Consider the following 23673-nt stretch of genomic DNA (forward strand, 5'->3'; position numbering starts at 1 on the left):
TCGAAAGTCGGACAGATGTGTCCGCTATCCGCGTCGTGGTAAGAGTAGCGGCGTGCCTGCCACCACGGAACCTCTCTGGCGCGGCCTCGTCGACGACGCTGCGGTCTTCCCGCCCGGCGACGCCCCGCTCGACGCCGCCCTGGCTGCCTACCGCGAGCGCGAGGAGCCGCTGGTCGGCGCCTTCGTGCTGCGCGACACCGACCTGCCCCAGGTCGAGCCCGGGCCACCGCTCGCGGTCGTGCTGACCGGCGGCGCCGGCCAGGTCGGGGGCCCCACCGCCCTGGCCACCCGCCACGGGCACACCCTGGCCCGGCTCGAGGTCGCGCTGCGCGACCTCGACGACCTGGCCGGCAACGCCCGGCGCGTCGTCGCCGCGGTCGACGCGGCCCGCGCCGCGGGCGACCTCGACGACGAGGTCGCGGTGCACGTCGAGCTGCCCGCCCTGCCCGGCCCGCCGACGTACGGCTGGCTGGCCGCGGCCGACGAGGTCGCCTCGGCCGAGCTGCTGCTCAAGTTCCGCACCGGCGGGCTGGACCCCGACGCGCACCCGACCTCGACGACGCTGGCGGCCTGGATCGACGCCGCCCTCGACCGCGAGACCGCCTTCAAGTGCACCGCGGGGCTGCACCGCGCGGTGCGCCACACCGCCGACGACGGCGCCGAGCGGCACGGCTTCCTCAACGTGCTCCTCGCGACCCGGCGCGCCTTCGACGGCGCCGGTCGCGACGACGTGGTCGCCACCCTCGAGGAGCGCGACGGCGCCGCCCTGGCCGCCGCGGTGGCCGCCGAGGACCTCGCCGGCGCCCGCCGCTGGTTCCGCTCCTTCGGCTCCTGCTCGGTCTCCGAACCGCTCGCCGACCTCGACACCCTGGGGGTGCTCGCATGACCGACCTCACGCACGAGGACAGGGGCGGCTTCGGCCCCGACCACCTGCCGTACGCCGTCTTCTCGCGCGACGGCGGCCCGCGCCGGGTGGGGGTCCGCCTCGGCGACACGGTGCTCGACCTGCACGAGGCGACCGGCCGCCCCGAGATGGCGGCGCCCTCGCTCAACGCCTTCATGGCGCTGGGTCCCGAGGTGTGGCGCCAGACCCGCGAGCAGGCGGCCTCGCTGGCCGCCACCACCGAGGGCATCCCGCTCGCCGATGTCGAGCTGCACCAGCCGTTCGAGGTCGCCGACTACGTCGACTTCTACGCCTCCGAGCACCACGCCACCAACCTGGGCCGGATGTTCCGGCCCGACAGCGAGCCGCTGCTGCCCAACTGGAAGCACCTGCCGGTGGCCTACCACGGCCGGGCCGGCACGGTCGTGCCCAGTGGCACGCCGGTGGTGCGGCCCCGCGGCCAGCGGCGCCCGGCGCCCGGTGCGGGCGAGGCCCCGGTCTTCGGCCCCTCCCAGCGCCTCGACATCGAGGCCGAGCTCGGCTTCGTCGTCGGCACCCCCTCCTCGCTGGGGGACCCGGTGCCGGCCGCCGGGCTGGCCGACCACGTCTTCGGCGTCGTCGGCGTCAACGACTGGTCGGCGCGCGACATCCAGGCCTGGGAGTACGTCCCGCTCGGGCCGTTCCTCGGCAAGTCGTTCGCGACCTCGGTGAGCCACTGGGTGACCCCGCTGGCCGCGCTCGAGGCCGCGTGGTGCGACCTGCCCGGCCAGGACCCGGAGCCGTTGGACTACCTCGACCCGGGCCACACCCGGGGCCTCGACGTCGACGTCGAGGTGGTGCTCAACGGCGAGGTGGTCAGCCGCCCGCGCTACCGCACGACGTACTGGTCACCCGGGCAGATGCTGGCGCACCTGACCGTCAACGGCGCCAGCCTGCGCACCGGCGACCTCTACGCCAGCGGCACGATCAGCGGCCCGGGCGACGACGAGGTCGGCTCGCTCATCGAGCTCTGGCGCGGTGAGCGGTTCCTCGACGACGGCGACGAGGTGGTGCTGCGCTACAGCGCTCCCGGCACCGGCGGCGGGCGGATCACCCTCGGCGAGGTCAGCGGGCGGGTGCTCCCGGCGCGCTAGACGAGCCAGAGGAGCCAGCCGCCGAAGGAGACGACGGACACGGCGAGGACCAGCGCCCCCTGCCGGGTCCGACCCGACACGATCAGCCCCGCCCCCGCGAGCAGCCCGAGCGCGGGCAGGGCGACGGCCAGCAGCACCAGGAGCAGCACCACCACCAGGGGGAGGCCGGCGACGTCGTGGCGAGGGGTGTGACCGGTGTACCGGTCGGTGAGGTGGGGGGGTGAACACGCACCCATCCTGCCCGGGCTGGAGCCCAGTGACACCCGAACTCCCGGGGACGTCTAGTAAAGCAAGGCTTGCCTAAGTAGGGTGCCGCCATGAGCGAGCTGCCCCGGCTGATGCCCTCGGACCCCCGGATGTCGCGCGCCACGGTGCTGCGCACCACCCGCACCTCCCCGTCCTTCCAGCGCGTCACCGTCGGCGGGCCCGCCCTCGACGGGTTCGACTGGCAGGGCCACGACCACTGGTTCCGGCTCTTCGTGCCGGCCACCCCGGGCGCCGCCCTGGTGCTGCCCGAGGTCGAGGGCCGCTCGTGGTGGCAGGCCTACCTGGCGATCGCGGAGGAGCAGCGCCCGCACTGCAGCAACTACACCGTCGCCGACCTGCGGCGCACCGGCACGGGCACCGAGATCGACCTCGACGTGGTGCTGCACGTCGACGGCGCGGGCGACCTCGCGGGCAGAGTGGCGCGCTGGGCGGTCGGCGCGACCCCCGGCAGCCCGGTGGCGCTGCTCGACCAGGGGCCGATGTTCGACCCGCCGGCCGGCACCCGGCGGGTGCACCTCGCGGCCGACGAGTCCGGGCTCCCGGGCGTCCGCGGCATCCTGCGCAGCCTGGCCCCCACCGCGGTGGGGACCGCCGTGCTCGAGGTGCCGACCGACGACGACGTCGACCACCGGCTGGTGCACCCCGCCGGCGTCGAGGTCACCTGGGTCAGGCGCGGCGGGCACCACGGGCGACCGGGCGCCGGGGCCCTCGAGGTGCTGGAGAGCCGCACCGGACCGGTCGACCCCCGCGACTACGCCTTCGTGGTCGGCGAGTCGTCGCTGGCCACCGGTGGGCGCCGGCACCTGCGCCGGCTCGGGCTGCCCGCCTCGCGGATCACCTTCTCCGGCTTCTACAAGGCCGCCGCCCACCCCCAGCCGGTCGCCTAGGCTCGACGGGGTGACCTCCCCCGTGCAGCTGGGCCAGCACCCGCCCGCCGGCCACGTCCTGGCCCACCTCAGCGACCCGCACCTGCTCGCCGGCGGCGCCCTGCAGTACGGCGTCGTGGACCCCGAGGCGGGTCTGCGGCTGGCCCTCGAGCGGCTGCGGCGGGTGCACCCCGCCCCGCAGGCGCTGGTGCTCACCGGCGACCTGGCCGACAAGGCCGAGCCGGCGGCGTACGCCCGGCTGCGCGAGCTGGTCGAGCCCGCTGCGGCCCAGATGGGTGCGCAGGTGGTGTGGGTGATGGGCAACCACGACGAGCGGGAGCCCTACGCGCGCGGGCTCTTCGGCGACGACGCCGACCCCCACGCCCCCCAGGACCGGGTGCACGACGTCGACGGGCTGCGGGTGATCGCCCTGGACACGACGGTGCCCGGCTACCACCACGGCGAGATCACCCCGGCCCAGCTGGTCTGGCTGGCCGAGGAGCTGGCCGTGCCGGCGCCGCACGGCACGGTGCTGGCGATGCACCACCCACCGATCCCGCTGCCGATGCTGCGGGCCGCGGAGACCATCGAGCTGGCCGACCAGCACCTGCTGGCCGAGGTGCTCGCGGGCTCCGACGTGCGCGCCATCCTGGGCGGTCACTACCACTACTCCAGCCACTCGACGCTGGCCGGCATCCCGGTCAGCGTCGCCTCCGCGTCGTGCTACACCACCGACCCGGCGCCGCTGGAGCGCTTCGTCTCCGGCGTCGACGGCCACCAGGGCCTCAACACCGTCCACGTGTACGCCGACCGCGTGGTGCACACGGTCGTCCCGCTGGCCGCGGCACCCGAGGTCAGCGGCTTCCCGGCCGACGTGGTGGCCCAGCTGGAGGCGTTGAGCGCCGAGGAGCGCCGCGAGCTGATCTCGCGCAAGGACTCCCCCTTCAACGCCGGCCTGCTGCCCTCCGAGTGACCTCTCAGTCGCGGCGGCGGCGCGCGGCCCGGCGGTGCAGGAGCAGCGCCCCGAGCGTCGCCGGCACGACCAGCGCGAGACCGGCGGCGGTGGAGGCGTCGACCCGGTCGGCGCCCACGCTGCGCTGGCGGCGCGGCTTGAGGTCGCGGGGCTTGAGGGGCTTGACGTCGCCGATGGTCGAGCCGTCGTACCGGAAGACGTCGAAGCCGCGGACCAGGTCGTTGGCGTAGCCGAAGAACGAGCCGTTGCGCTTGATCTTGTTGGTCTTGAAGGACCAGGCGTCGGAGTCGGGCATCGCGAAGTGGCCGACCTCCTTCATGCCCACCCCGTCGCCGAAGGCGATCGCGGCCGGGCCGGCCAGCGGGTCGCTGGCGGCGTCGGCGAGCCCGGAGATGTCGAGCACCCGCACGCCCTTGGCGTACCAGGCGATGGTCAGCAGCTTCTGGCGCGGGTAGATGCGCAGCACGTGGGACGTGCAGGTGGCGCCGTCCTGGACCGAGTAGGCCGGCGCGAACCAGGTGCCGATCTTGGCGGGCGCGGTCTCGAGGTCGCCGGTGATGTCGTAGAGGTGCAGGCCGCCGCCGGGGCACTCGACCGAGGCCGCGGCGCCGGCACGCTCGTCGGTGACGATGAGGATCGTGCGCTTGACGCCGTCGGAGTCCTTGAGGGTCACCGGGTCGGCCTGGTGGGAGACGTTGACGGCCGGGTCGACGATCTGGCCGATGATCGCGGGGTCCGCGGGGTCGGTGGTGTCGAGCACCAGCGTCTGCGAGAGCGCCGCGGAGTAGGCGCGGGTGCCGTCGGCGCTGAAGGTGATGTCGTGCGACTCCGAGCCCAGCGAGGTCGGCACGAAGGGGATCGCGAAGTCCTGCACCTTCACCGGTCGGGTCGGGCGGCGGATGTCGTAGATGGTGATGATCGGCTCGGGCCCGGCGGTGAGCAGGTCGGAGTTGGAGTTGTAGAGCCACTTGCCGCTGGGGTGGATCGTCATGTTGTGCGAGCCCGCGGGCACCGGCAGCCAGCTCACGGTCCCGGGGCGCTTGGGATCGGTGACGTCGACGATCACGGTGCCGGCGTCGCCGGCCTCGAGGCCGAGCTCGGTGCCGCAGCGCGACGCGGCGCCGGCGGCGCCCACGGTGCCGTCGGCGGTGTAGCTGGCCAGGACCCGGCCGCGGCGCTTCCAGACCTGGATGTCGCCCTGGGAGATGTCGCAGTCGTAGACCGCGACCGGCTTGGGCCTGCGGGGCCGGGTGATGTCGATGATCTGCAGGCCACCGCGCAGGGTGCCGGCCAGCGCGTACTCCCGCTTGCCCAGGCGCATGAACTCGATGTCGGAGCCGTTCTGCGCCTCGCCGCTGTCGTCGTACTGCAGGTTGGCGACGTACTCCATCGCCACGCCCTCGCCCTCGGTGGCGACCTCGGCGGCCCGGGTGTTGGTGGGCAGGTCACCACCCTGGTGCGCCAGCGCCGAGGGGGCGGCGAGCACGGGGGCCAGGGCGGCCAGGGTCAGGGCGAGCAGGGCGGAGCCGGCGCGTCGGGTCATGCCCGGACAACGGGAGGGGACGGCTGCGGTTACGCGGCGGACAGCAGAAGAGCCCCCGAGCGGCGCCAGGCGCTGCTCGGGGGCTCCTCGGTGGTGCTGTGGCAGATGAAGGATTCGAACCTTCGAAGGCAAAAGCCGACGGATTTACAGTCCGCTCCCATTGGCCGCTCGGGCAATCTGCCAGGGTGCTGCCGTGCGGGCGTTTGGCCACGCGACAACGAGACGAAACAATAGCGCAGCCCCCGGGCGCGACCGCAAACTGCCGCGGCACCCCGCGCAGGCACCCCGCGCGCCCCGACCAGACCGCTACGACCGAGAACCAGGTGGACCCCATGGCCGACTCGTCCTTCGACATCGTCTCCAAGATCGACCGCCAGGAGGTCGACAACGCGCTCGGGCAGACCGCCCGCGAGATCGCGACCCGCTTCGACTTCAAGGGCACCGGGGCGAGCATCGAGTGGTCCGGCGAGCACGCCATCGAGATCAGCGCCTCGGCCGACGACCGCGCCAGCGCCGTCCTCGACGTCTTCAAGGGCAAGCTCGTCAAGCGCGACGTCTCGCTCAAGGTGCTCGACGCCTCCGAGCCGCGCCCCTCGGGCCAGCAGTCGAAGATCTCGATCGCGCTCAAGGAGGGCATCTCCTCCGAGGACGCCAAGAAGGTCTCCAAGCTGATCCGCGACGAGGGCCCCAAGGGCGTCAAGGCGCAGATCCAGGGCGACGAGCTGCGCGTCTCCTCCAAGAAGCGCGACGACCTGCAGCAGGTCATCGCGCTGGTCAAGGCGCAGGACTACGACTTCGCGGTGCAGTTCACCAACTACCGCTGAGAGCACGTCCGGGCGGTCGCCGCGGACACCGTTCACTCCTCGGCTGGGGCGCGGTCCTGCTACGCCCCCGCCGTACAGTGGAGGGCGTCCGGCGAGCCCGGAGTCACGAGAACTAGAACGAGTTCTCATTCCGACATACCCGCAGTATGCTCGGCCGGTCTGTCCGCGCAGCAACCACAGGAGTGGCACCTCGTGTCCGAGAACACCAAGCAGGTCAAGCAGCTCGACCGCGTCATCATCCGCTTCGCGGGCGACTCCGGCGACGGGATGCAGCTGACCGGCGACCGCTTCACCGCCGAGTCGGCCTCCTTCGGCAACGACCTGGTGACGCTGCCCAACTTCCCGGCCGAGATCCGCGCCCCCCAGGGCACGCTGCCGGGCGTCAGCTCCTTCCAGGTGCACTTCGCCGACCACGACATCCTCACGCCCGGTGACGCCCCCGACGTGCTGGTGGCGATGAACCCGGCCGCGCTCAAGGCGAACCTGGGCGACCTGCCCAAGGGCGCCACGATCATCGTCGACACCCACGACTTCTCGGCGCGCAACCTGACCAAGGCCGGCTACGACGCCAACCCGCTCGAGGCGCTGGACACCCCGGGCTCCGAGCTCGACGGCTTCAACGTGCACCCCGTCGACCTGACCGGCATGACCGTCGGCGCGGTCAAGGAGTTCGGCCTCTCGCGCAAGGACGCCGCCCGGGCCAAGAACATGTTCGCCCTCGGCCTGCTGTCGTGGATGTACGGGCGCCCCACCGAGGGCACCGAGACCTTCCTGGCCCGCAAATTCGCCAAGAACGCCGCCGTGCGCGACGCCAACCTGACGGCCTTCCGGGCCGGCTGGAACTTCGGCGAGACCACCGAGACGTTCGTGGTGCGCTACGAGGTCAAGCCGGCCCCGATGTCGGCCGGCACCTACCGCAACATCACCGGCAACCTGGCGCTGTCCTACGGCCTGGTGGCCGCGGGCGTGCAGTCGGGGCTGCCGCTGTTCCTGGGCTCCTACCCGATCACCCCGGCCAGCGACATCCTCCACGAGCTCAGCAAGCACAAGGGCTTCGGCGTCACCACCTTCCAGGCCGAGGACGAGATCGCCGGCGTCGGCGCCGCCATCGGCGCCTCCTTCTCGGGCGCGCTGGGCGTGACCACCACCTCGGGGCCCGGCGTGGCCCTGAAGTCCGAGGCCATCGGCCTGGCCGTGATGACCGAGCTGCCGCTGCTGGTCGTCGACGTGCAGCGCGGCGGCCCCTCGACCGGCCTGCCCACCAAGACCGAGCAGGCCGACCTGCTCCAGGCGATGTTCGGGCGCAACGGCGAGGCGCCGGTGCCGATCGTGGCCCCGCAGTCGCCCGGCGACTGCTTCGACGCCGCGATCGAGGCGGCGCGCATCGCCATCACCTACCGCACCCCCGTGATGCTGCTCTCCGACGGCTACCTGGCCAACGGCTCGGAGCCGTGGCGGATCCCCGAGGTCGCCGACCTGCCGAGCATCGACCCCGCCTTCGCGACCGCGACCAACCACACCTCGACCAGCACGGCCAAGGACGGCACGGTCACCGAGACCGAGGAGTTCTGGCCCTACCTGCGCGACGAGGAGACCCTGGCGCGGCCCTGGGCCGTGCCCGGCACCCCCGGTCTCGAGCACCGCATCGGCGGGCTCGAGAAGGGCGAGGGCCACGGCAACATCTCCTACGACCCCGCCAACCACGAGCGGATGGTGCGCACCCGCCAGGCCAAGGTCGACCGGATCGCCGAGTCGCTGCCGCCGCTGCAGGTCGACGACCCCTCCGGCCGCGCGAAGGTGCTGGTGCTGGGCTGGGGCTCGACCTATGGCCCGATCGGCGCCGGCGTACGTCGCGTGCGCCGCGCCGGCTACGACGTCGCGCAGGTGCACCTGCGCCACCTCAACCCGTTCCCGAAGGACCTCGGCGAGATCCTCGCCGGCTACGACAAGGTCCTCGTGCCCGAGATGAACCTCGGCCAGCTCTCGATGCTGCTGCGCGCGAAGTACCTCGTCGACGCCATCGGCCACCACCAGGTCAACGGCATGCCGCTCAAGGCCGCCGAGCTCGCCCAGGTCATCGGCGAGCTCGTCGCCCAGGCCGAGGGCATCCCCGCCGACCAGCTCGACCTCTCCGTCGCGACCAGCCAGGAGGTCCACCAGTGACGCTCACCCCGAACCGCACCGACCTGCCCACCCCGGGCCTGCGCTCGGGCACCGACTCGGTGCCCGCCTACGAGGGCGCCGCCCCGCAGACCGGCAAGGACTTCACCTCCGACCAGGAGGTGCGCTGGTGCCCCGGCTGCGGCGACTACGCCGTGCTCAAGGCCGTGCAGTCGTTCCTGCCCGACCTGGGCCTGCGCCGCGAGAACATCGTCTTCGTCTCGGGCATCGGCTGCTCCAGCCGGTTCCCCTACTACCTCGACACCTACGGCATGCACTCGATCCACGGCCGGGCGCCGTCGATCGCCACCGGCATCGCCACGGCCCGCGAGGACCTGTCGGTGTGGGTCGTCACCGGTGACGGCGACGCGCTCTCCATCGGCGGCAACCACCTGATCCACGCGCTGCGCCGCAACGTCAACATGACGATCCTGCTGTTCAACAACCGGATCTACGGCCTGACCAAGGGCCAGTACTCCCCCACCTCCGAGGCCGGCAAGGTCACCAAGTCGACCCCGATGGGCTCGGTCGACCACCCCTTCAACCCGGTGTCGCTGGCGCTCGGGGCCGAGGCGAGCTTCGTGGCCCGCACCATCGACTCCGACCGCAAGCACCTCACCGAGGTGCTGGCCGCGGCCGCCGCGCACCGCGGCACGTCCCTGGTCGAGATCTACCAGAACTGCCCGATCTTCAACGACGGCGCCTTCGACGCCATCAAGGACCGCGACACCAAGGCCGACGCGATCATCCCGCTGGTGCACGGCGAGCCGATCACCTTCGGCGTCCCGACCGAGGACGGGCGGGCCACCAAGGGCGTGGCCCACGACCCGGCCACCGGCGGCGTGCGCGTCGTCGAGGTCGGCGACGGCCCCGACCAGGTCGCCGAGGCCGACCTGCTGGTCCACGACGCCCACAACCCCGACCCCTCGGTGGCGTTCGCGATCAGCCGCCTGACCGACGCCGGCTACCTGAACACCAGCCCGATCGGGATCTTCCGCCAGGTCGAGCGGGCGACGTACGACGACCAGGCCCGCGCCCAGCTGGCCACCGCCGGCGCGACCAGCGACGCCGACCCGGCCGAGCGCCTCAGCGCCCTCATCACCGGCGCCGACACCTGGACGGTCGTCTAGTCCTTGGCCGAGTCCCGCCGCGGTGTCCTCCTGGGGGCAGCGGCCTACCTGATGTGGGGAGCCTTCCCGCTCTACTTCCCGCTGCTCGAGCCGGCCGGCTCGCTGGAGATGCTGGGGCACCGGGTGGTCTGGTCGGCGGTCACGATGGCCGTCGTGGTGGTCGCGCTGAGCCAGCTGGCGGCGCTGCGGGCGCTGCTTGCCGACCGCCGCCGCACCCTGCTGCTGGTCGCCGCGGCGGCCACGATCACCACCAACTGGGGCGTCTACATCTACGGCGTGACCCACGACCGGGTCGTGGAGACCGCGCTGGGCTACTACATCAACCCGCTCGTCACGGTGCTGATGGGCGTGCTGCTGCTCGGCGAGCGGATGCGGCGCCTGCAGGTGGTCGCCCTGGCCGTGGCCGCGGCCGCCGTGGTGGTCCTGACGATCGGCTACGGGCGACCGCCCTGGGTGGCGCTGGCCCTCGCACTGTCCTTCGGCACCTACGGGCTGCTGAAGAAGACCGCCAACGCCGGCGCGGTGCCCAGCCTGACGCTCGAGACCCTCTTCGTCACCCCCGTCGCCCTGGCCTACCTGGCCGTCCTGGGCTCCAGCGGGGCCGCCGAGTTCGGCAGCAACGGGGTGGGCCACGCCCTGCTGCTGACCACCACCGGCGTCGTCACCGCGGTGCCGCTGCTGTGCTTCGGCGCCGCCGCGACCCGCATCCCGCTGACCACCATCGGGCTGCTGCAGTACCTCACGCCGACGCTGCAGTTCCTGCTCGGCGTCCTCTACTTCCGCGAGGACATGCCGACCGCGCGGTGGGTCGGCTTCGTGCTGGTGTGGGTCGCCCTGGCGGTCTTCACCTTCGAGGCGCTGCGTCACCGGCGCCGCCAGCTGCGGCTGACCGTCGCCGCCAGCGTCGGCTGACGCGCTGTCGACGCGCTGCCGGGGCCGCGGCGGGGCTCAGCCGGTGCGGACGGCCACGAGGTCGGCGAAGGCCTCCAGGGCCTCGCGCACGGGCCCGGCGGGCACCACGTCGAGGTGGGCCTTGGCCGCCTGGGCCTGCTCCACGACGTAGGCCCGGGCCTGCTCCATCGCCGGGTGGGCGCGCAGCAGGCCGAGGGTCTCGGCCAGCAGCGCGTCGTCGGTGAGGTCGGCGTCGAGCAGCTCGAGCAGGCGTACGTCGGCGGGGTCGCTCGACCCGGCGCCGGCGGCGCGGGCCATCAGCACCGGCAGCGTCGGCACGCCCTCGCGCAGGTCGGTGCCGGGGGTCTTGCCGGACTCGTCGGTCTCGGAGGCGATGTCGAGGATGTCGTCGGAGAGCTGGAAGGCCGCCCCGACGATCTCGCCGTACGCCGCCAGGGCCTCCTCGACCTCGCGCGGGGCGCCGCTGAAGCGGGCGCCGTAGCGCGCGGAGGTGGCGATCAGCGAGCCGGTCTTGCCGGCCACCACGTCGAGGTAGTGCTGCAGCGGGTCCTCGTCGGGCCCGGGCGTCACGGTCTCGAGGATCTGGCCCTCGACCAGCCGGGTGAACGTCTCGGCCTGGATGCGCACGGCGTCGGCGCCCAGGCGGGCGGTCAGCTCGGAGGAGCGGGCGAAGAGGAAGTCGCCGGTGAGGATGGCCACGAGGTTGTCCCAGCGGGCATTGGCCGAGTCCGCGCCGCGGCGCAGGTCGGCCTCGTCCATCACGTCGTCGTGGTAGAGCGAGCCGACGTGGGTGATCTCCACGACGCAGGCCGCGGTCAGCACGTCGTCGCAGCCCGGCTCGGGCCCCGTCTCGGCGGCCAGCAGCACCAGCAGCGGCCGGAACCGCTTGCCGCCGGCCGACATGAGGTGCGCGGCGGCCTCCGAGACGTACTTCGTGCGGCCCTGGACGTGGCCCGCGAGCAGCTCCTCGATGGTGTCGAGGCGCTGCTGCAGGCGCGCAGCCAGGGCCTCGTCGGTGACGGGCAGGGCGAGGTTGGCCAGGGGCGGGGTCGAGCTCACCTGATGAATTGTCCGGCATCGGCGGCGAGGTCGAGCACCGGGCCCGGCAGCACGCCGAGCGCCAGGGTGCCGACGACACCGACGACGATGACCGCGGTCGTCAGCGCCGACGGGGTGGTCACCGAGGCGACCTCCCCCTCGGGCACCGCGAAGTACATGACGCGGATCAGCCGGACGTAGAAGAACACCGACAGCACGCTGGCGGCGATCGCGACCAGCACGACCGGCCAGGCACCCGCCGACAGGGCCACGGTGAACACGGCCCACTTGCCGGTGAACCCGGCGGTCAGCGGGATGCCGGCCATCGAGAGCAGGAAGAAGGCGAACGCACCCGCGACGAGCGGGGAGCGCGCCCCCAGGCCGGCCCAGCGGGCCATGGCGGTGGCCTCGCCCGAGGAGTCGCGCACCAGCGTGACGACGGCGAACGCGCCGACGGTCGCGAAGCTGTAGGTGAGCAGGTAGAACATCACCGACTGCAGCGAGGTGACCTGGCCCTCGGCCAGCTCGCCCGCGCCCTGGACGCCCAGGACGCCGGTGAGCAGGAAGCCGGTGTGCGCGATCGCCGAGTAGGCCAGCATCCGCTTGACGTCGGTCTGCACGATCGCGAGCACGGCGCCGACCAGCATGGTCAGGATCGCGATGACCCACATCATCGGCTGCCACGACCAGCGCTCGGCCCCGAAGGCGACGTAGAGCAGGCGCAGGATCGCGCCGAAGGCGGCGATCTTGGTGCCGGCGGCCATGAAGGCGGTCACCGCGGTGGGCGCGCCCTGGTAGACGTCGGGGGTCCAGGCCTGGAAGGGCACCGCGCCGACCTTGAAGAGCAGGCCGACCATCAGCATCCCGATGCCGACCAGCAGCAGGCCGCGGTTGGCGGTGTCGTTGCGCACCGCCTCGTCGATCGCCGCGAAGTCCATCGAGCCGGCGAAGCCGTAGACCAGCGCGACGCCGTAGAGGAAGAAGCCCGAGGAGAAGGCGCCGAGCAGGAAGTACTTCAGCGCGGCCTCCTGGCTCAGCAGCCGGCGGCGTCGGGCCAGTCCGGCGAGCAGGTAGAGGGGCAGCGAGAGGACCTCGAGGGCCACGAACAGCGTCAGCAGGTCGGCGGCGGCCGGGAAGAGCATCATGCCGGTGACCGCGAACATCAGCAGCGGGTAGACCTCGCTGTGGTCGAGCGCCTGGGTGCGGCGCTCGGCCTCGGTGCCCGGCAGCGCGGCGGCCTGGCCGGCGAAGGCCGAGACCCCGCTCTCGAGGCGGCGCTCGGCGAAGAGCGCGACCCCCGTCAGCGCGAAGACCAGCAGCATGCCCCACAGGAAGACCGTCGGACCGTCGACGGCGACGGCGCCGGCGGCGCCGAAGAGGCCGCGGGCGGCCCCGCCCTCGGTGACCTCGAGGTCCGTGCCGATCCACACGGTGCCCGCCAGCGCGGCCACCAGGCCGGCGACGGCCAGCACCAGCTGGGTGGTGTGGCGGCGCCCCCGGGGCAGGAACGCCTCGGCGAGGACGCCCAGGCAGGCCACGCCGAAGACGACGAAGAGCGGCCAGATGCTGCCGTACTCCATCACCGGCTTGGTGAACTCGCCCATCAGTTCTCGCCCTCCTCGGCGGTGTCGGAGTCGGAGCCGGCGTCGCTGTGCGCGTCCGCGCCGACCTCCGGCGGGTCGTCAGTGACGCCCACCTGGCTGAGCAGGTCGCCGACGTAGGGGTCGGCCGCCTCCATCAGCGGCATCGGGTAGAAGCCGAAGAGCACCAGGCCCACGAAGAGCGGGGCGACGGCGACCAGCTCGCGGGTGGTGAGGTCGCGGCTCTCGCGCACGGTGCCGGGCACCGGCTCGACGGTCGGGCCGGTCATCGTGCGCTGGTACATCCACAGCGCGTAGATCGCGGCCAGCACGATGCCGGTCACCGCGACCGCACCGACGTACCAGGCGTAGTCGAAGGCGGCGATGATGACGAGCATCTCGGAGACGAAGGTGCTCAGGCCCGGCAGGCCGAGCGCCGCCAGGCCGGCGACGAGGAACAGCCCGGCGAGGACCGGCGTGACCTTCTCGGCCCCACCCATCTCGCGGATCGAGGCGGTGCCGCGGCGGGCCACCACGTAGCCGGCGACCAGGAAGAGCGCAGCGGTGCCCAGGCCGTGGTTGACCATGTAGAGGATCGAGCCGGTGCCGCCCTGGCTGGAGAAGACGAAGATGCCCAGGGTGATGAAGCCGAAGTGGCTCAGCGAGGTCAGGCCGATCAGGCGCATCAGGTCGTCCTGGCCGATGGCCACCAGCGCGCCGTAGACGATCGAGACCAGCGCGAGCACCACGACCAGCGGGGTGGCCCACTGCGAGGCCTCGGGGAAGAGCCCCAGGCAGAAGCGCAGCATGCCGAAGGTGCCGATCTTGTCGAGCACGCAGACCAGCAGCACCGCGGTGCCGGGGGTGGCCTTCTCGGTGGTGTCGGCCAGCCAGGTGTGCACCGGGAACAGCGGCGCCTTGATCGCGAAGGCGATGAAGAAGGCGGCGAAGAGCCAGCGCCCGGCCGAGGTCGACATGTCGAGCTCGGTGAGGTCCGAGAGCAGGTACGACGGCGTGCCCTGCTGGGCGGAGACGACGTAGAGGCCGATGACGCCACCGAGCAGCACCAGACCGCCGGCGAGCTGGAACATCAGGAACTTCACCGCGGCCGCGCTGCGCCCGACCCGGCCGAAGCCGCCGATCAGGAAGTAGGCCGGGATCAGCGTGGCCTCGAAGACCACGTAGAAGAGGAAGACGTCGGTGGCCAGGAAGACCGCCAGCGACAGCGCCTCGAGCGCGAGGGTCCAGGCCACGAACCCGGCCGGGGAGCCCTGGGCACCGCCGTCGAGGTAGCCCTCGTCGTCACGCCAGGAGGCCAGCAGCACGACGGGGACCAGCACCGCGGTCAGCAGGACCAGCAGCAGGCCGAGGCCGTCGACGCCCAGCGCGTAGTGCACGCCGAAGGCGCTGATCCAGTCGTGGGTCTCGCTCAGCTGCATGCCGCCGTCGACGTCGTACTGCAGCGCGACCGCCACGGCGAGCGCGAGGGTGGCCAGCGAGACGCCGAGGCCGACCTGCTTGGTCAGCGCGGCCGAGCCGCGCAGGAAGGGCACCGCGACCGCGCCCACGAGGGGCACCAGGACGAGGAGGCTGAGCCAGGGGACGTCGGACATCACAGGTTCACCACCAGGAGCGCGCCGAGGACGAGGACGACCCCGCCGACGACGGAGAGGGCGTAGGAGCGCACGAAACCGTTCTGGAGCTTGCGCAGCTGGCCACCGAGCGCGGCGGTGACCCCTGCCGAGCCGGTGAACAGCCCGTCGACCAGGCTGCGGTCACCGCGGGTGAGCCCCGCGGTGGCGTGCCGGCCGGGGTTGATCACCAGGGTCTCGTTGATCGTGTCGCCGTAGAGGTCGGCGCGGGCCGCACGGGTCGCGAACGACACGTCCTGCGGCGCGGTGACCGGCACCGGGCGCTTGCCGACGAGGAACCAGGCGGTGGCGACACCGACGGCCACGACGGCCAGGACCAGCAGCGTGATCACGATCGCCGGGACCGGCGGCTCGTGCTCGGGGGCGGTGCCCACGACCGGCGAGAGCCAGTCGACGATCCAGTGGCCGAGGTAGAGCACGCCGCCGAGCACCGACAGCGCGGCGAGCACGATGAGCGGCACGGTCATCACCGAGGGCGACTCGTGCGGGTGCACGTCGTCCTTCCAGCGCTTCTCGCCGAAGAACGTCATCAGCATCAGCCGGGTCATGTAGAAGCCGGTGACACCGGCGCCGATGAGCGCGCCGACGCCCGCGACCGGGCTCTCGATGAGCGCGGTCTCGATGATCTTGTCCTTGGACCAGAAGCCGGAGAACAGCGGGAAGCCGATGATCGCCAGGTAGCCCATGGCGAAGGTCAGGAAGGTGACCGGCATGGCCTTGCGCAGCGCGCCGTAGCGACGCATGTCGACGTCGTCGTTCATGCCGTGCATGACCGAGCCCGCACCCAGGAACATGTTGGCCTTGAAGAAGCCGTGGGTGATGAGGTGGAAGATCGCGAACGCGTAGCCGTAGACCCCCAGGCCGGCGGCCAGCATCATGTAGCCGATCTGGCTCATCGTGGAGCCGGCGAGCGCCTTCTTGATGTCGTCCTTGGCGCAACCGATGACCGCACCCCACAGCAGCGTCACGGTGGCGACCACGACCACGGCGGTCTGCGCGTGCGGCGCCAGCTCGAAGACGAAGTTGGAGCGCACCACCAGGTAGACGCCGGCGGTGACCATGGTGGCGGCGTGGATGAGGGCGGAGACCGGGGTCGGGCCCTCCATCGCGTCGAGCAGCCACGACTGCAGCGGCACCTGCGCCGACTTGCCGCAGGCGGCGAGCAGCAGCAGCAGGCCCAGCACGGTCAGGACCCCGTCGCTGGCGCCGGAGGCGTTCGCGCTGATGACGGTGAAGCTGGTGGAGCCGAAGGTGACGAAGAACAGCGCGATGCCCAGGCTCAGGCCGATGTCGCCGACGCGGTTGACCACGAAGGCCTTCTTGGCCGCGGCGGCCGCCGAGGGCTTGTGCTGCCAGAAGCCGATGAGCAGGTAGGAGGCCAGGCCCACGCCCTCCCAGCCCAGGAACAGGCCGAGGTAGTTCTCGCTCAGCACCAGCATCAGCATGGCCGCGACGAACAGGTTGAGGTAGGCGAAGAAGCGGCGACGGCGCGGGTCGTGCTCCATGTAGCCGATCGAGTAGACGTGGATCAGCGAGCCGACGCCGGTGATCAGCAGCAGGAACAGCACCGACAGCGGGTCGAGCAGCAGGTCGAGGGAGACCGTCAGGTCGCCCACGCGCATCCAGTCGTAGAGGTGCTGGACGACCTGGCGCTCACCCTCCTCGCGGCCGGTCAGCGAGACGAAGAGGACCAGGCTGAGCACGAAGGAGCCGACCGCGGTCAGCGTGCCGAGCCAGTGGCCCCACGCATCGGTGCGGCGCCCGCCCAGGAGCAGGATCGCGGCGCCGGCCAGCGGCAGCGCGATCACCAGCCACAGCAGCGAGAAGACGCCGTCGGCGCCCACGGGGTCGACCACGGGGATGGACGCGCCACCCTCGGACAAGAGAAACATCTGCGGCGGGCTCCTAGTACTTCAGCAGGCTCGCGTCGTCGACCGAGGCCGAGCGACGGGTCCGGAAGATGGTCATGATGATGGCGAGCCCGACCACGACCTCGGCGGCGGCGACGACCATCACGAAGAAGGCCGCGACCTGCCCGTCGAGGTTGCCGTGCTGCTTGGCGAAGGCCACCAGCGCGAGGTTGCAGGCGTTCAGCATCAGCTCGACGCACATGAACACCACGATGGCGTTGCGGCGCGTGAGCACGCCGACCGAGCCGATCGTGAACAGGATCGTGCTGAGCACGATGTAGGGGGTGACGTCGTCCATCACTCGTCTCCCTCGGGGCGGTCGGCGCCCTGCGGGCGGGTCTCGGGGTTCTCGGTGTTGTGACCGGCACCGGCGGAGGTGTCGGCCGCGCTGCCGGAGCCGCCGGAGATGCCGCGGACGCCGTCGAGGGTGCGCTGCACCTCCTCGATGTCGTCGGCCAGCGCCGGCGCCGAGCGCACCGTGCCGCGGGCGCTGAGCACCCGCGAGACCGAGTCCTCGGCCGGGGTGCCGTCGGGCAGCAGCGCCGGGGTGTCGACCGCGTTGTGGCGGGCGTAGACGCCCGGCGAGGGCAGCGGCCCGAGGTGGCGACCGGTGGCGGCGTACTCCTGCATGCGGCGCGTCGCCATCGCGCGCTGGCCCTCCTTGGGCTCGAGGCGCTCGCGGTGGGCGAGCAGCATCGCGCCGAGGGCGGCGGTGATCAGCAGTGCGGCGGTGGCCTCGAAGGCCAGCACGTAGCGCGAGAACAGCAGGTCGGCCAGGCCCTCGATGTTGCCGCCGGAGTTGGCCACGCCCATCCCGACCACGGTGCCGAGCGAGATCTGGGCGACCACCACGACCAGCAGCAGGCCCATGACCAGCCCGCCGAGGATCGAGAGCACCCGCTGGCCGCGGATCGTCTCGACGACCGAGTCGGCCGCGTCGACGCCGACCAGCATCAGCACGAAGAGGAACAGCATCAGGATCGCGCCGGTGTAGACGATGATCTGCACCGCGAAGAGGAACGGCGCGTCGAGGGTCAGGTAGAGCACCGCGAGGCTGATCATCACCACGGCCAGCAGCAGCGCCGAGTGCACCGCACGGCGCACCAGCACCACGCCGAGCGCGGCGAGGACGATGAGGGGCGAGAGCACCCAGAAGGCGATCACTGGGCGCCCTCCCCGGTGGTGCCCGGCGCCGGCGCGGCGTACTGGCCGCGGTAGTAGTCGGTCTCGTCGTCACCCAGCAGCATCGCGTGCGGCGGCTGCTCCATGCCCGGCAGCAGCGGCGCGAGCAGGTCGGACTTCTCGTAGATCAGCGACTCGCGGGTGGAGTCGGCCAGCTCGTACTCGTTGGTCATCGTCAGCGCCCGGGTCGGGCACGCCTCGATGCACAGCCCGCACAGGATGCAGCGCAGGTAGTTGATCTGGTAGACGCGGCCGTACCGCTCACCGGGGCTGAACCGGCCCGAGCCCTCTTCGGCACCCGGCTCGTCGCTGTTCGAGGCGCCCTCGACGTAGATCGCGTCGGCGGGGCACGCCCAGGCGCACAGCTCGCACCCGACGCACTTCTCCAGCCCGTCGGGCCAGCGGTTGAGCTGGTGACGGCCGTGGAAGCGCGGCGCGGTGGGCAGCTTCTCGAAGGGGTACTGCTCGGTGACGACCTTGCGGAACATGGTGCGGAACGTGACCCCGAAACCCGCGATGGGGTCCCAGAACTGCTCCTTCATGCTCTTGGCGCCGGGGGACTCTGCCATGTCAGCTCTCCTCGGGGGCACCGTGGGACACGGTGGCCTGCGTGCGGGACGTCGGGAACGTGAGCGGGGCGGCGGCGCCGCGCACGGCACCCCCGCTCGGCATCGGCGGGACGGGGTAGGCGCCGGTGGGCGCGGTGTGGTCGTCCACGACCTGCTCGTCGGCCGACTCGTCGGGGCCGAAGAAGCCCCACACGAGGATCAGCGCCAGCAGGACGCCACCGCCGATGAGGATCTCCTGGGTGCCCAGCTCGTAGGCGGTCGAGACGTAGCGCATGGTCGCGACCAGGACCACCCAGACCAGCGCGGCCGGGATCAGCACCTTCCAGCCCAGGTCCATGAACTGGTCGTAGCGCATCCGCGGCAGGGTCCCGCGCAGCCAGATGAAGAAGAAGATGAAGAGCAGCATCTTGCCGAAGAACCAGATCAGCGGCACGTAGCCCTCGTTGGCGCCGGCCCAGATTTCGTCGATCCAGAACGGGGCGCGCCAGCCGCCGAGGAACAGCGTCGTGGCCAGCGCCGAGACGGTCGCCATGTTGATGTACTCGCCGAGGAAGAACAGCGCGAACTTCAGCGAGGAGTACTCGGTGTGGAAGCCGCCGACCAGCTCGCCCTCGGCCTCGGGGAGGTCGAAGGGCGCGCGGTTGGTCTCACCGATCATCGAGATCACGTAGATCACGAAGGAGGGGAACAGGATCGCGCCGAACCACCAGTCCTCCTGGGCCGCGACGATCTCGGAGGTCGACAGCGAGCCGGCGTAGAGGAACACCGCGACGAGCGCGAGACCCATCGCGACCTCGTAGGAGATCATCTGCGCGCTCGAGCGCAGGCCGCCCAGCAACGAGTACGTCGACCCGCTGGACCAGCCGCCGAGCACGATGCCGTAGATGCCGATCGAGGCGATGGCCATCACGAAGAGGACCGCGACGGGCATGTCGGTCAGCTGGAGCGGGGTGCGCTCGCCGAACATCGTGACCTCGGGGCCGAAGGGGATCACCGAGAAGGTGACGAAGGCCGGGATGACCACCAGCACCGGGGCGAGGACGAAGACGACCTTGTCGGCCGCCTTGGGGATGATGTCCTCCTTCAGCGCCAACTTCACACCGTCGGCCAACGACTGCAGCAGGCCGAAGGGGCCGTGCACATTGGGGCCGATGCGGTGCTGCATGCGCGCCACGACGCGCCGCTCCCACCAGATGTTGAACAGCGTCAGCAGCACCAGCACGACGAAGATGAGCACGGCCTTGACCAGCACCAGCCACCAGACGTCCTGGCCGAAGAGGGGCAGTTCGTTCACAGCGAGGCTCCCTTCAGGCTCACGCGGCTGCCCGGCGAGGCCAGGCGTTCGAGCACGGAGGTCCCGAAGGACGCGGACGGCACCCACACGACGTCGTCGACCATGCCGGGCACCTGCTCCACGGGCAGCGTCAGCTCACCGCGGTCGCCCACGACCGTGACCGAGCCGCCCGACAGGGAGGCGGCGGCGTACGTCGCGGGGCTGAGGCGGGCCACGGCCGGCCGGGCGGTGGCGGCGAGGTGCTTGTCGCCGGCCTGCATGGCGCCGTCGTCGATGAGCTGCTTCCAGGTCGAGAGGGCGACGCCCTCGCCCGGGGCGGCCCCGGTGGGGTCCGAGAGCGGGTCGGAGTGCATCGCGGCCCGGTCGCCGTCCCAGGCGCCGAGGTCGGCCATCTCGGCGCGGACCTCGTCGACGGTGCGGAAGCCGAGGGCGGCACCGTGGCCGGCGGCCGCGAGCTCCTCGGAGATGCCGGCGAGCACCCGCAGGTCCGGCAGCGACGAGGGGCTGGGCAGCACGGCCTCGAAGGGACGCACCCGCCCCTCCCAGTTGACGAACGTGCCGGCCTTCTCGACGGCGGCGGCGACGGGGAACACCACGTCGGCGACCCGGGTCACCTCGGTCTCGCGCAGCTCGAGGGCGACCACGAAGGAGGCGGCCTCGAGGGCGGCGCGGGTCGCGGCCGGGTCGGTGGTGTCGGCGGGGTCGACCCCGCCGACGACCAGGCCACCGACCTCGCCGGCGACCACGGCGGCGACGATCGCGTCGGCGTCACGTCCGGGCGTCTCGGGCAGCGAGGCGACGCCCCACGAGGCGGCGGCGTCGACGCGGGCGGCCGCGTCGGCCACCGGCCGGGCGCCGGGCAGCAGGCCGGGCAGGCAGCCGGCCTCGACCGCACCGCGGTCACCGGCGCGACGCGGCACCCAGGCCAGTCGGGCGCCGGTGCGGGCGGCCAGGTCGGCGGCCGCGGTGAGCGCGCCGGGCGAGGTCGCCAGGCGCTCGCCGACCAGCACCACGGTGGTGGCGTCGACGCCGTGCTCGGCGTGCTCGACCATCGCGGCGAGCGCGCCGGCCTCGGCGCCGGGGGCGGTGGGCACCAGGTGGGCGGAGAGCTTGGCGAGCCCGCGGGTCAGGTACGGCGCAACCGCGAGCACGCGGGTGCCGTGCTTGGCCGCGCGGCGCAGGCGCAGGAAGACCGCGCCGGCCTCGTCCTCGGGTTCGAGCCCGGCCAGCACCACCGTGGCCGCCGACTCCAGGTCGGCGTAGGTGACCCCGCCGCCCTCGGGGGCGCCGAGGGCGACGTGGGCGGCGAGGAACTGCTCCTCCTCCGCCGAGTGCGGGCGGGCGCGGAAGTCGATGTCGTTGGTGCCGAGCGTGACCCGCGCCAGCTTGGCGTAGGCGTAGGCGTCCTCGGTGCTCATCCGGCCACCGGTCAGCACCGCCGACGAGCCGGCGGCGGCCAGCCCGCGCGCGGCCACGGCGAAGGCCTCGGGCCACGAGGCCGGGCGCAGCGAGCCGTCGCCGCCGTCCTCGACGCGGTCGCGCACCTGCGGGTAGCCCAGCCGGTCCTCGAGGTGGGCGTAGGTGAAGGCGAAGCGGTCCTTGTCGGTGATCCACTCCTCGTTGACCTCGGGGTCGTTGCCGGCCAGGCGACGCATCACCTTGCCGCGACGGTGGTCGACGCGGATCGCGGAGCCGCAGGCGTCGTGCTCGGCGACGCTGGGGGTGGAGACCAGGTCGAAGGGGCGCGAGCGGAACCGGTAGGACTCCGAGGTCAGCGCCCCCACCGGGCAGATCTGGATGGTGTTGCCGGAGAAGTAGGACAGGAACGGCGCCGACTCGGCGATGCCGATCTGCTGCTGGGCGCCGCGCTCGACCAGCGCGATGAACGGGTCGCCGGCGATCTCCTCGGCGAAGCGGGTGCAGCGCTGGCACACGATGCAGCGCTCGCGGTCGAGCAGCACCTGCGGGGAGAGGTTGATCGGCTTGGGGAAGGTGCGCTTGACGCCGCCGGAGGCGGTGAAGCGCGACTCGCCGCGCCCGTTGGACATCGCCTGGTTCTGCAGGGGGCACTCGCCGCCCTTGTCGCAGACCGGGCAGTCGAGCGGGTGGTTGACCAGCAGGAACTCCATGACGCCCTGCTGGGCCTTGTCGGCGACCTCGCTGGTGGCCTGGGTGTTGACGACCATGCCCGGCGCGACCGGCAGGGTGCAGGAGGCCTGCGGCTTGGGGAAGCCGCGGCCGTTGCCGGCGTCGGGGACGTCGACCAGGCACTGGCGGCAGGCGCCGACCGGCTCGAGCAGCGGGTGGTCGCAGAAGCGCGGGATCTGCACGCCGACCTGCTCGGCGGCCCGGATCACCAGGGTGTCCTTGGGGACGCTGACCTCGATGCCGTCGATGGTCACCTGGACCAGCTCGACCTCGGCCGAGGTCCTCTCGGGGGTGGTTGTCATGCCTGGGCTCCAGCGGTGGCGAAGACGGTCGAGGCCGCGGGGTCGAAGGGGCAGCCCCCGTGCTCGAGGTGGGCGAGGTACTCGTCGCGGAAGAACTTGATCGAGCTCGAGATCGGGCTGGTGGCACCGTCGCCGAGCGCGCAGAACGAGCGGCCCAGGATGTTGTCGCACTGGTCGAGGAGCAGGTCGAGGTCCTCCTCGCGGCCCTCCCCCTTCTCCAGTCGGGCCAGGGTCTGCACCAGCCACCAGGTGCCCTCGCGGCACGGGGTGCACTTGCCGCAGGACTCGTGCTTGTAGAACTCGGTCCAGCGCAGCACCGCGCGCACCACGCAGGTGGTCTCGTCGAAGAGCTGCAGGGCGCGGGTGCCGAGCATGCTGCCGGCCTCGGCCATCCCCTCGAAGTCGAGCGGCAGGTCGAGGTGCTCGGCGGTCAGCATCGGGGTCGAGGAGCCGCCGGGGGTCCAGAACTTCAGCTCGTGGCCGGCGCGCATGCCGCCGGCCAGGTCGATCAGCTCGCGCAGCGTGATGCCCAGCGGGGCCTCGTACTGACCGGGCCGGGCGACGTGGCCCGAGAGCGAGAAGATGCCGAAGCCCTTGGACTTCTCGGTGCCCATGGAGGCGAACCAGTCGGCGCCGTGGGCGATGATCGAGGGCACCGAGGCGATCGACTCGACGTTGTTGATGACCGTGGGGCTGGCGTAGAGCCCGGCCACGGCGGGGAACGGCGGGCGCAGGCGGGGCTGGCCGCGACGGCCCTCGAGGCCCTCGAGCAGCGCGGTCTCCTCGCCACAGATGTAGGCGCCGGCGCCGGCGTGGACCACGATGTCGAGGTCGTAGCCGCTGCCGTGGATGTCGGTGCCGAGGTGGCCGGCGGCGTACGCCTCGGCCACGGCCGCCTGGACCCGGCGGATGACGTGGAGCACCTCGCCGCGGATGTAGATGAAGGCCTTGTTGGCGCGGATGGCGAAGGAGCTGATGATGACGCCCTCGACCAGCGTGTGGGGGCTGGCCATCATCAGCGGGATGTCCTTGCAGGTGCCCGGCTCGGACTCGTCGGCGTTGACCACGAGGTACTTGGGCTTGGGGTTGTCCTGCGGGATGAAGCCCCACTTCATGCCGGTGGGGAAGCCCGCGCCGCCGCGCCCGCGCAGACCGGAGTCCTTGACGGCGGCGATCACGTCGTCGGGGGCCATGCCCAGGGCGGTGCGCAGCCCGGCGTAGCCGCCGTGCTCCTCGTAGGACGCCAGGGTCCAGGAGCGCTCGGCGCCCCAGTTGGCGGTGAGGACCGGGGTCAGGGTGTCGACCAC

General features: G+C 72.3%; 20 protein-coding genes and 1 tRNA gene. 8 read left to right on the forward strand and 13 right to left on the reverse strand.

Annotated features, from left to right (window positions below; all coding sequences use genetic code 11):
• The first annotated feature begins 52 nt into the window (after positions 1-52).
• Together OCU29_RS08980 and OCU29_RS08985 are read left to right on the forward strand one after the other, a co-directional pair.
• Positions 53-886 carry a hypothetical protein gene (locus OCU29_RS08980; RefSeq protein WP_261819645.1) on the forward strand — a complete coding sequence of 278 codons (834 nt, stop codon included), beginning with the start codon at positions 53-55 and terminating at the stop codon, positions 884-886.
• Positions 883-2016 (forward strand): fumarylacetoacetate hydrolase family protein, encoded by a 1134-nt coding sequence (locus OCU29_RS08985; RefSeq protein WP_261819646.1) that lies wholly within the window; start codon positions 883-885, stop codon positions 2014-2016. The genes OCU29_RS08980 and OCU29_RS08985 overlap by 4 nt, the downstream gene beginning before the upstream one ends.
• Here OCU29_RS08985 and OCU29_RS08990 read toward each other — a convergent pair.
• Positions 2013-2171, reverse strand: a complete 159-nt coding sequence (locus tag OCU29_RS08990) for a hypothetical protein (RefSeq protein WP_261819647.1) — start codon at positions 2169-2171, stop codon at positions 2013-2015. The two genes, OCU29_RS08985 and OCU29_RS08990, sit on opposite strands and share 4 nt — an antisense overlap.
• Before the next feature lie 162 nt (positions 2172-2333).
• Here OCU29_RS08990 and OCU29_RS08995 point away from each other — a divergent pair, with 162 nt between their 5' ends.
• Positions 2334-3170, forward strand: a complete 837-nt coding sequence (locus tag OCU29_RS08995; protein WP_261819648.1) for a siderophore-interacting protein — start codon at positions 2334-2336, stop codon at positions 3168-3170.
• Between the two features lie 10 nt (positions 3171-3180).
• Positions 3181-4122 (forward strand): metallophosphoesterase, encoded by a 942-nt coding sequence (locus tag OCU29_RS09000; RefSeq protein ID WP_258017101.1) that lies wholly within the window; start codon positions 3181-3183, stop codon positions 4120-4122.
• A gap of 4 nt (positions 4123-4126) precedes the next feature.
• On the opposite strand, the gene OCU29_RS09005 is transcribed toward OCU29_RS09000, so the two are convergent.
• Both OCU29_RS09005 and OCU29_RS09010 read right to left on the reverse strand, forming a co-directional pair.
• Complete coding sequence (locus tag OCU29_RS09005; protein WP_261819649.1) at positions 4127-5665, reverse strand: LVIVD repeat-containing protein; 1539 nt, start codon at positions 5663-5665, stop codon at positions 4127-4129.
• A 99-nt stretch (positions 5666-5764) separates the two neighbouring features.
• Positions 5765-5847 (reverse strand) — tRNA-Tyr (locus tag OCU29_RS09010).
• A gap of 150 nt (positions 5848-5997) precedes the next feature.
• Here OCU29_RS09010 and OCU29_RS09015 point away from each other — a divergent pair.
• The 4 genes from OCU29_RS09015 to rarD all read left to right on the forward strand — a co-directional run bounded on the left by OCU29_RS09015 (position 5998) and on the right by rarD (position 10691).
• A complete protein-coding gene (locus OCU29_RS09015; RefSeq protein WP_179614419.1) occupies positions 5998-6489 on the forward strand; it encodes a YajQ family cyclic di-GMP-binding protein in 492 nt (163 codons plus the stop codon).
• A 192-nt stretch (positions 6490-6681) separates the two neighbouring features.
• A complete protein-coding gene (locus OCU29_RS09020; protein ID WP_261819650.1) occupies positions 6682-8652 on the forward strand; it encodes a 2-oxoacid:acceptor oxidoreductase subunit alpha in 1971 nt (656 codons plus the stop codon).
• A complete protein-coding gene (locus OCU29_RS09025; RefSeq protein ID WP_370463664.1) occupies positions 8649-9779 on the forward strand; it encodes a 2-oxoacid:ferredoxin oxidoreductase subunit beta in 1131 nt (376 codons plus the stop codon). Before OCU29_RS09020 ends, OCU29_RS09025 begins: the two co-directional genes overlap by 4 nt.
• Positions 9780-9782: 3 nt before the next feature.
• Positions 9783-10691 carry an EamA family transporter RarD gene (gene rarD, locus OCU29_RS09030; protein ID WP_179614420.1) on the forward strand — a complete coding sequence of 303 codons (909 nt, stop codon included), beginning with the start codon at positions 9783-9785 and terminating at the stop codon, positions 10689-10691.
• A gap of 36 nt (positions 10692-10727) precedes the next feature.
• Here rarD and OCU29_RS09035 read toward each other — a convergent pair whose 3' ends face one another.
• Genes OCU29_RS09035 through nuoF form a run of 10 tightly spaced genes read right to left on the reverse strand, consistent with a single transcriptional unit; the run spans position 10728 to position 23673 of the window.
• Complete coding sequence (locus OCU29_RS09035; RefSeq protein WP_261819651.1) at positions 10728-11750, reverse strand: polyprenyl synthetase family protein; 1023 nt, start codon at positions 11748-11750, stop codon at positions 10728-10730.
• A complete protein-coding gene (gene nuoN, locus OCU29_RS09040) occupies positions 11747-13333 on the reverse strand; it encodes an NADH-quinone oxidoreductase subunit NuoN (RefSeq protein ID WP_261819652.1) in 1587 nt (528 codons plus the stop codon). The genes OCU29_RS09035 and nuoN overlap by 4 nt, the downstream gene beginning before the upstream one ends.
• Positions 13333-14922, reverse strand: a complete 1590-nt coding sequence (locus OCU29_RS09045) for an NADH-quinone oxidoreductase subunit M (protein WP_261819653.1) — start codon at positions 14920-14922, stop codon at positions 13333-13335. The genes nuoN and OCU29_RS09045 overlap by 1 nt, the downstream gene beginning before the upstream one ends.
• Positions 14922-16853, reverse strand: coding sequence for an NADH-quinone oxidoreductase subunit L (gene nuoL / locus OCU29_RS09050; RefSeq protein WP_261819654.1), 1932 nt, complete (start codon positions 16851-16853; stop codon positions 14922-14924). The genes OCU29_RS09045 and nuoL overlap by 1 nt, the downstream gene beginning before the upstream one ends.
• Positions 16854-16866: 13 nt before the next feature.
• A complete protein-coding gene (gene nuoK / locus OCU29_RS09055; protein ID WP_179614425.1) occupies positions 16867-17169 on the reverse strand; it encodes an NADH-quinone oxidoreductase subunit NuoK in 303 nt (100 codons plus the stop codon).
• Entirely contained in the window at positions 17169-18035 is an 867-nt protein-coding gene (locus tag OCU29_RS09060; RefSeq protein ID WP_261819655.1) for an NADH-quinone oxidoreductase subunit J, read from the reverse strand. Before OCU29_RS09060 ends, nuoK begins: the two co-directional genes overlap by 1 nt.
• Positions 18032-18622, reverse strand: coding sequence for an NADH-quinone oxidoreductase subunit NuoI (gene nuoI, locus OCU29_RS09065; protein WP_179614427.1), 591 nt, complete (start codon positions 18620-18622; stop codon positions 18032-18034). The genes OCU29_RS09060 and nuoI overlap by 4 nt, the downstream gene beginning before the upstream one ends.
• A 1-nt stretch (position 18623) precedes the next feature.
• Entirely contained in the window at positions 18624-19916 is a 1293-nt protein-coding gene (gene nuoH, locus OCU29_RS09070; protein ID WP_179614428.1) for an NADH-quinone oxidoreductase subunit NuoH, read from the reverse strand.
• A complete protein-coding gene (locus OCU29_RS09075) occupies positions 19913-22366 on the reverse strand; it encodes an NADH-quinone oxidoreductase subunit G (protein WP_261819656.1) in 2454 nt (817 codons plus the stop codon). The genes nuoH and OCU29_RS09075 overlap by 4 nt, the downstream gene beginning before the upstream one ends.
• Entirely contained in the window at positions 22363-23673 is a 1311-nt protein-coding gene (gene nuoF, locus OCU29_RS09080) for an NADH-quinone oxidoreductase subunit NuoF (RefSeq protein WP_179614430.1), read from the reverse strand. Before nuoF ends, OCU29_RS09075 begins: the two co-directional genes overlap by 4 nt.

The organism is Nocardioides sp. OK12, assembly GCF_024341885.1.
Taxonomy (GTDB): Bacteria; Actinomycetota; Actinomycetes; order Propionibacteriales; family Nocardioidaceae; genus Nocardioides; species Nocardioides marinisabuli.

Coding starts and splice junctions, on each gene's coding strand:
- OCU29_RS09015 (WP_179614419.1), top strand. CDS start 5,998: ATGGCCGACTCGTCCTTCGACATCGTCTCCAAGATCGACCGCCAGGAG.
- OCU29_RS09045 (WP_261819653.1), bottom strand. CDS start 14,922: ATGTCCGACGTCCCCTGGCTCAGCCTCCTCGTCCTGGTGCCCCTCGTG.
- nuoK (WP_179614425.1), bottom strand. CDS start 17,169: ATGGACGACGTCACCCCCTACATCGTGCTCAGCACGATCCTGTTCACG.
- nuoI (WP_179614427.1), bottom strand. CDS start 18,622: ATGGCAGAGTCCCCCGGCGCCAAGAGCATGAAGGAGCAGTTCTGGGAC.
- OCU29_RS08985 (WP_261819646.1), top strand. CDS start 883: ATGACCGACCTCACGCACGAGGACAGGGGCGGCTTCGGCCCCGACCAC.
- nuoN (WP_261819652.1), bottom strand. CDS start 13,333: ATGGGCGAGTTCACCAAGCCGGTGATGGAGTACGGCAGCATCTGGCCG.
- nuoL (WP_261819654.1), bottom strand. CDS start 16,853: ATGTTTCTCTTGTCCGAGGGTGGCGCGTCCATCCCCGTGGTCGACCCC.
- OCU29_RS09075 (WP_261819656.1), bottom strand. CDS start 22,366: ATGACAACCACCCCCGAGAGGACCTCGGCCGAGGTCGAGCTGGTCCAG.
- OCU29_RS09005 (WP_261819649.1), bottom strand. CDS start 5,665: ATGACCCGACGCGCCGGCTCCGCCCTGCTCGCCCTGACCCTGGCCGCC.
- OCU29_RS08995 (WP_261819648.1), top strand. CDS start 2,334: ATGAGCGAGCTGCCCCGGCTGATGCCCTCGGACCCCCGGATGTCGCGC.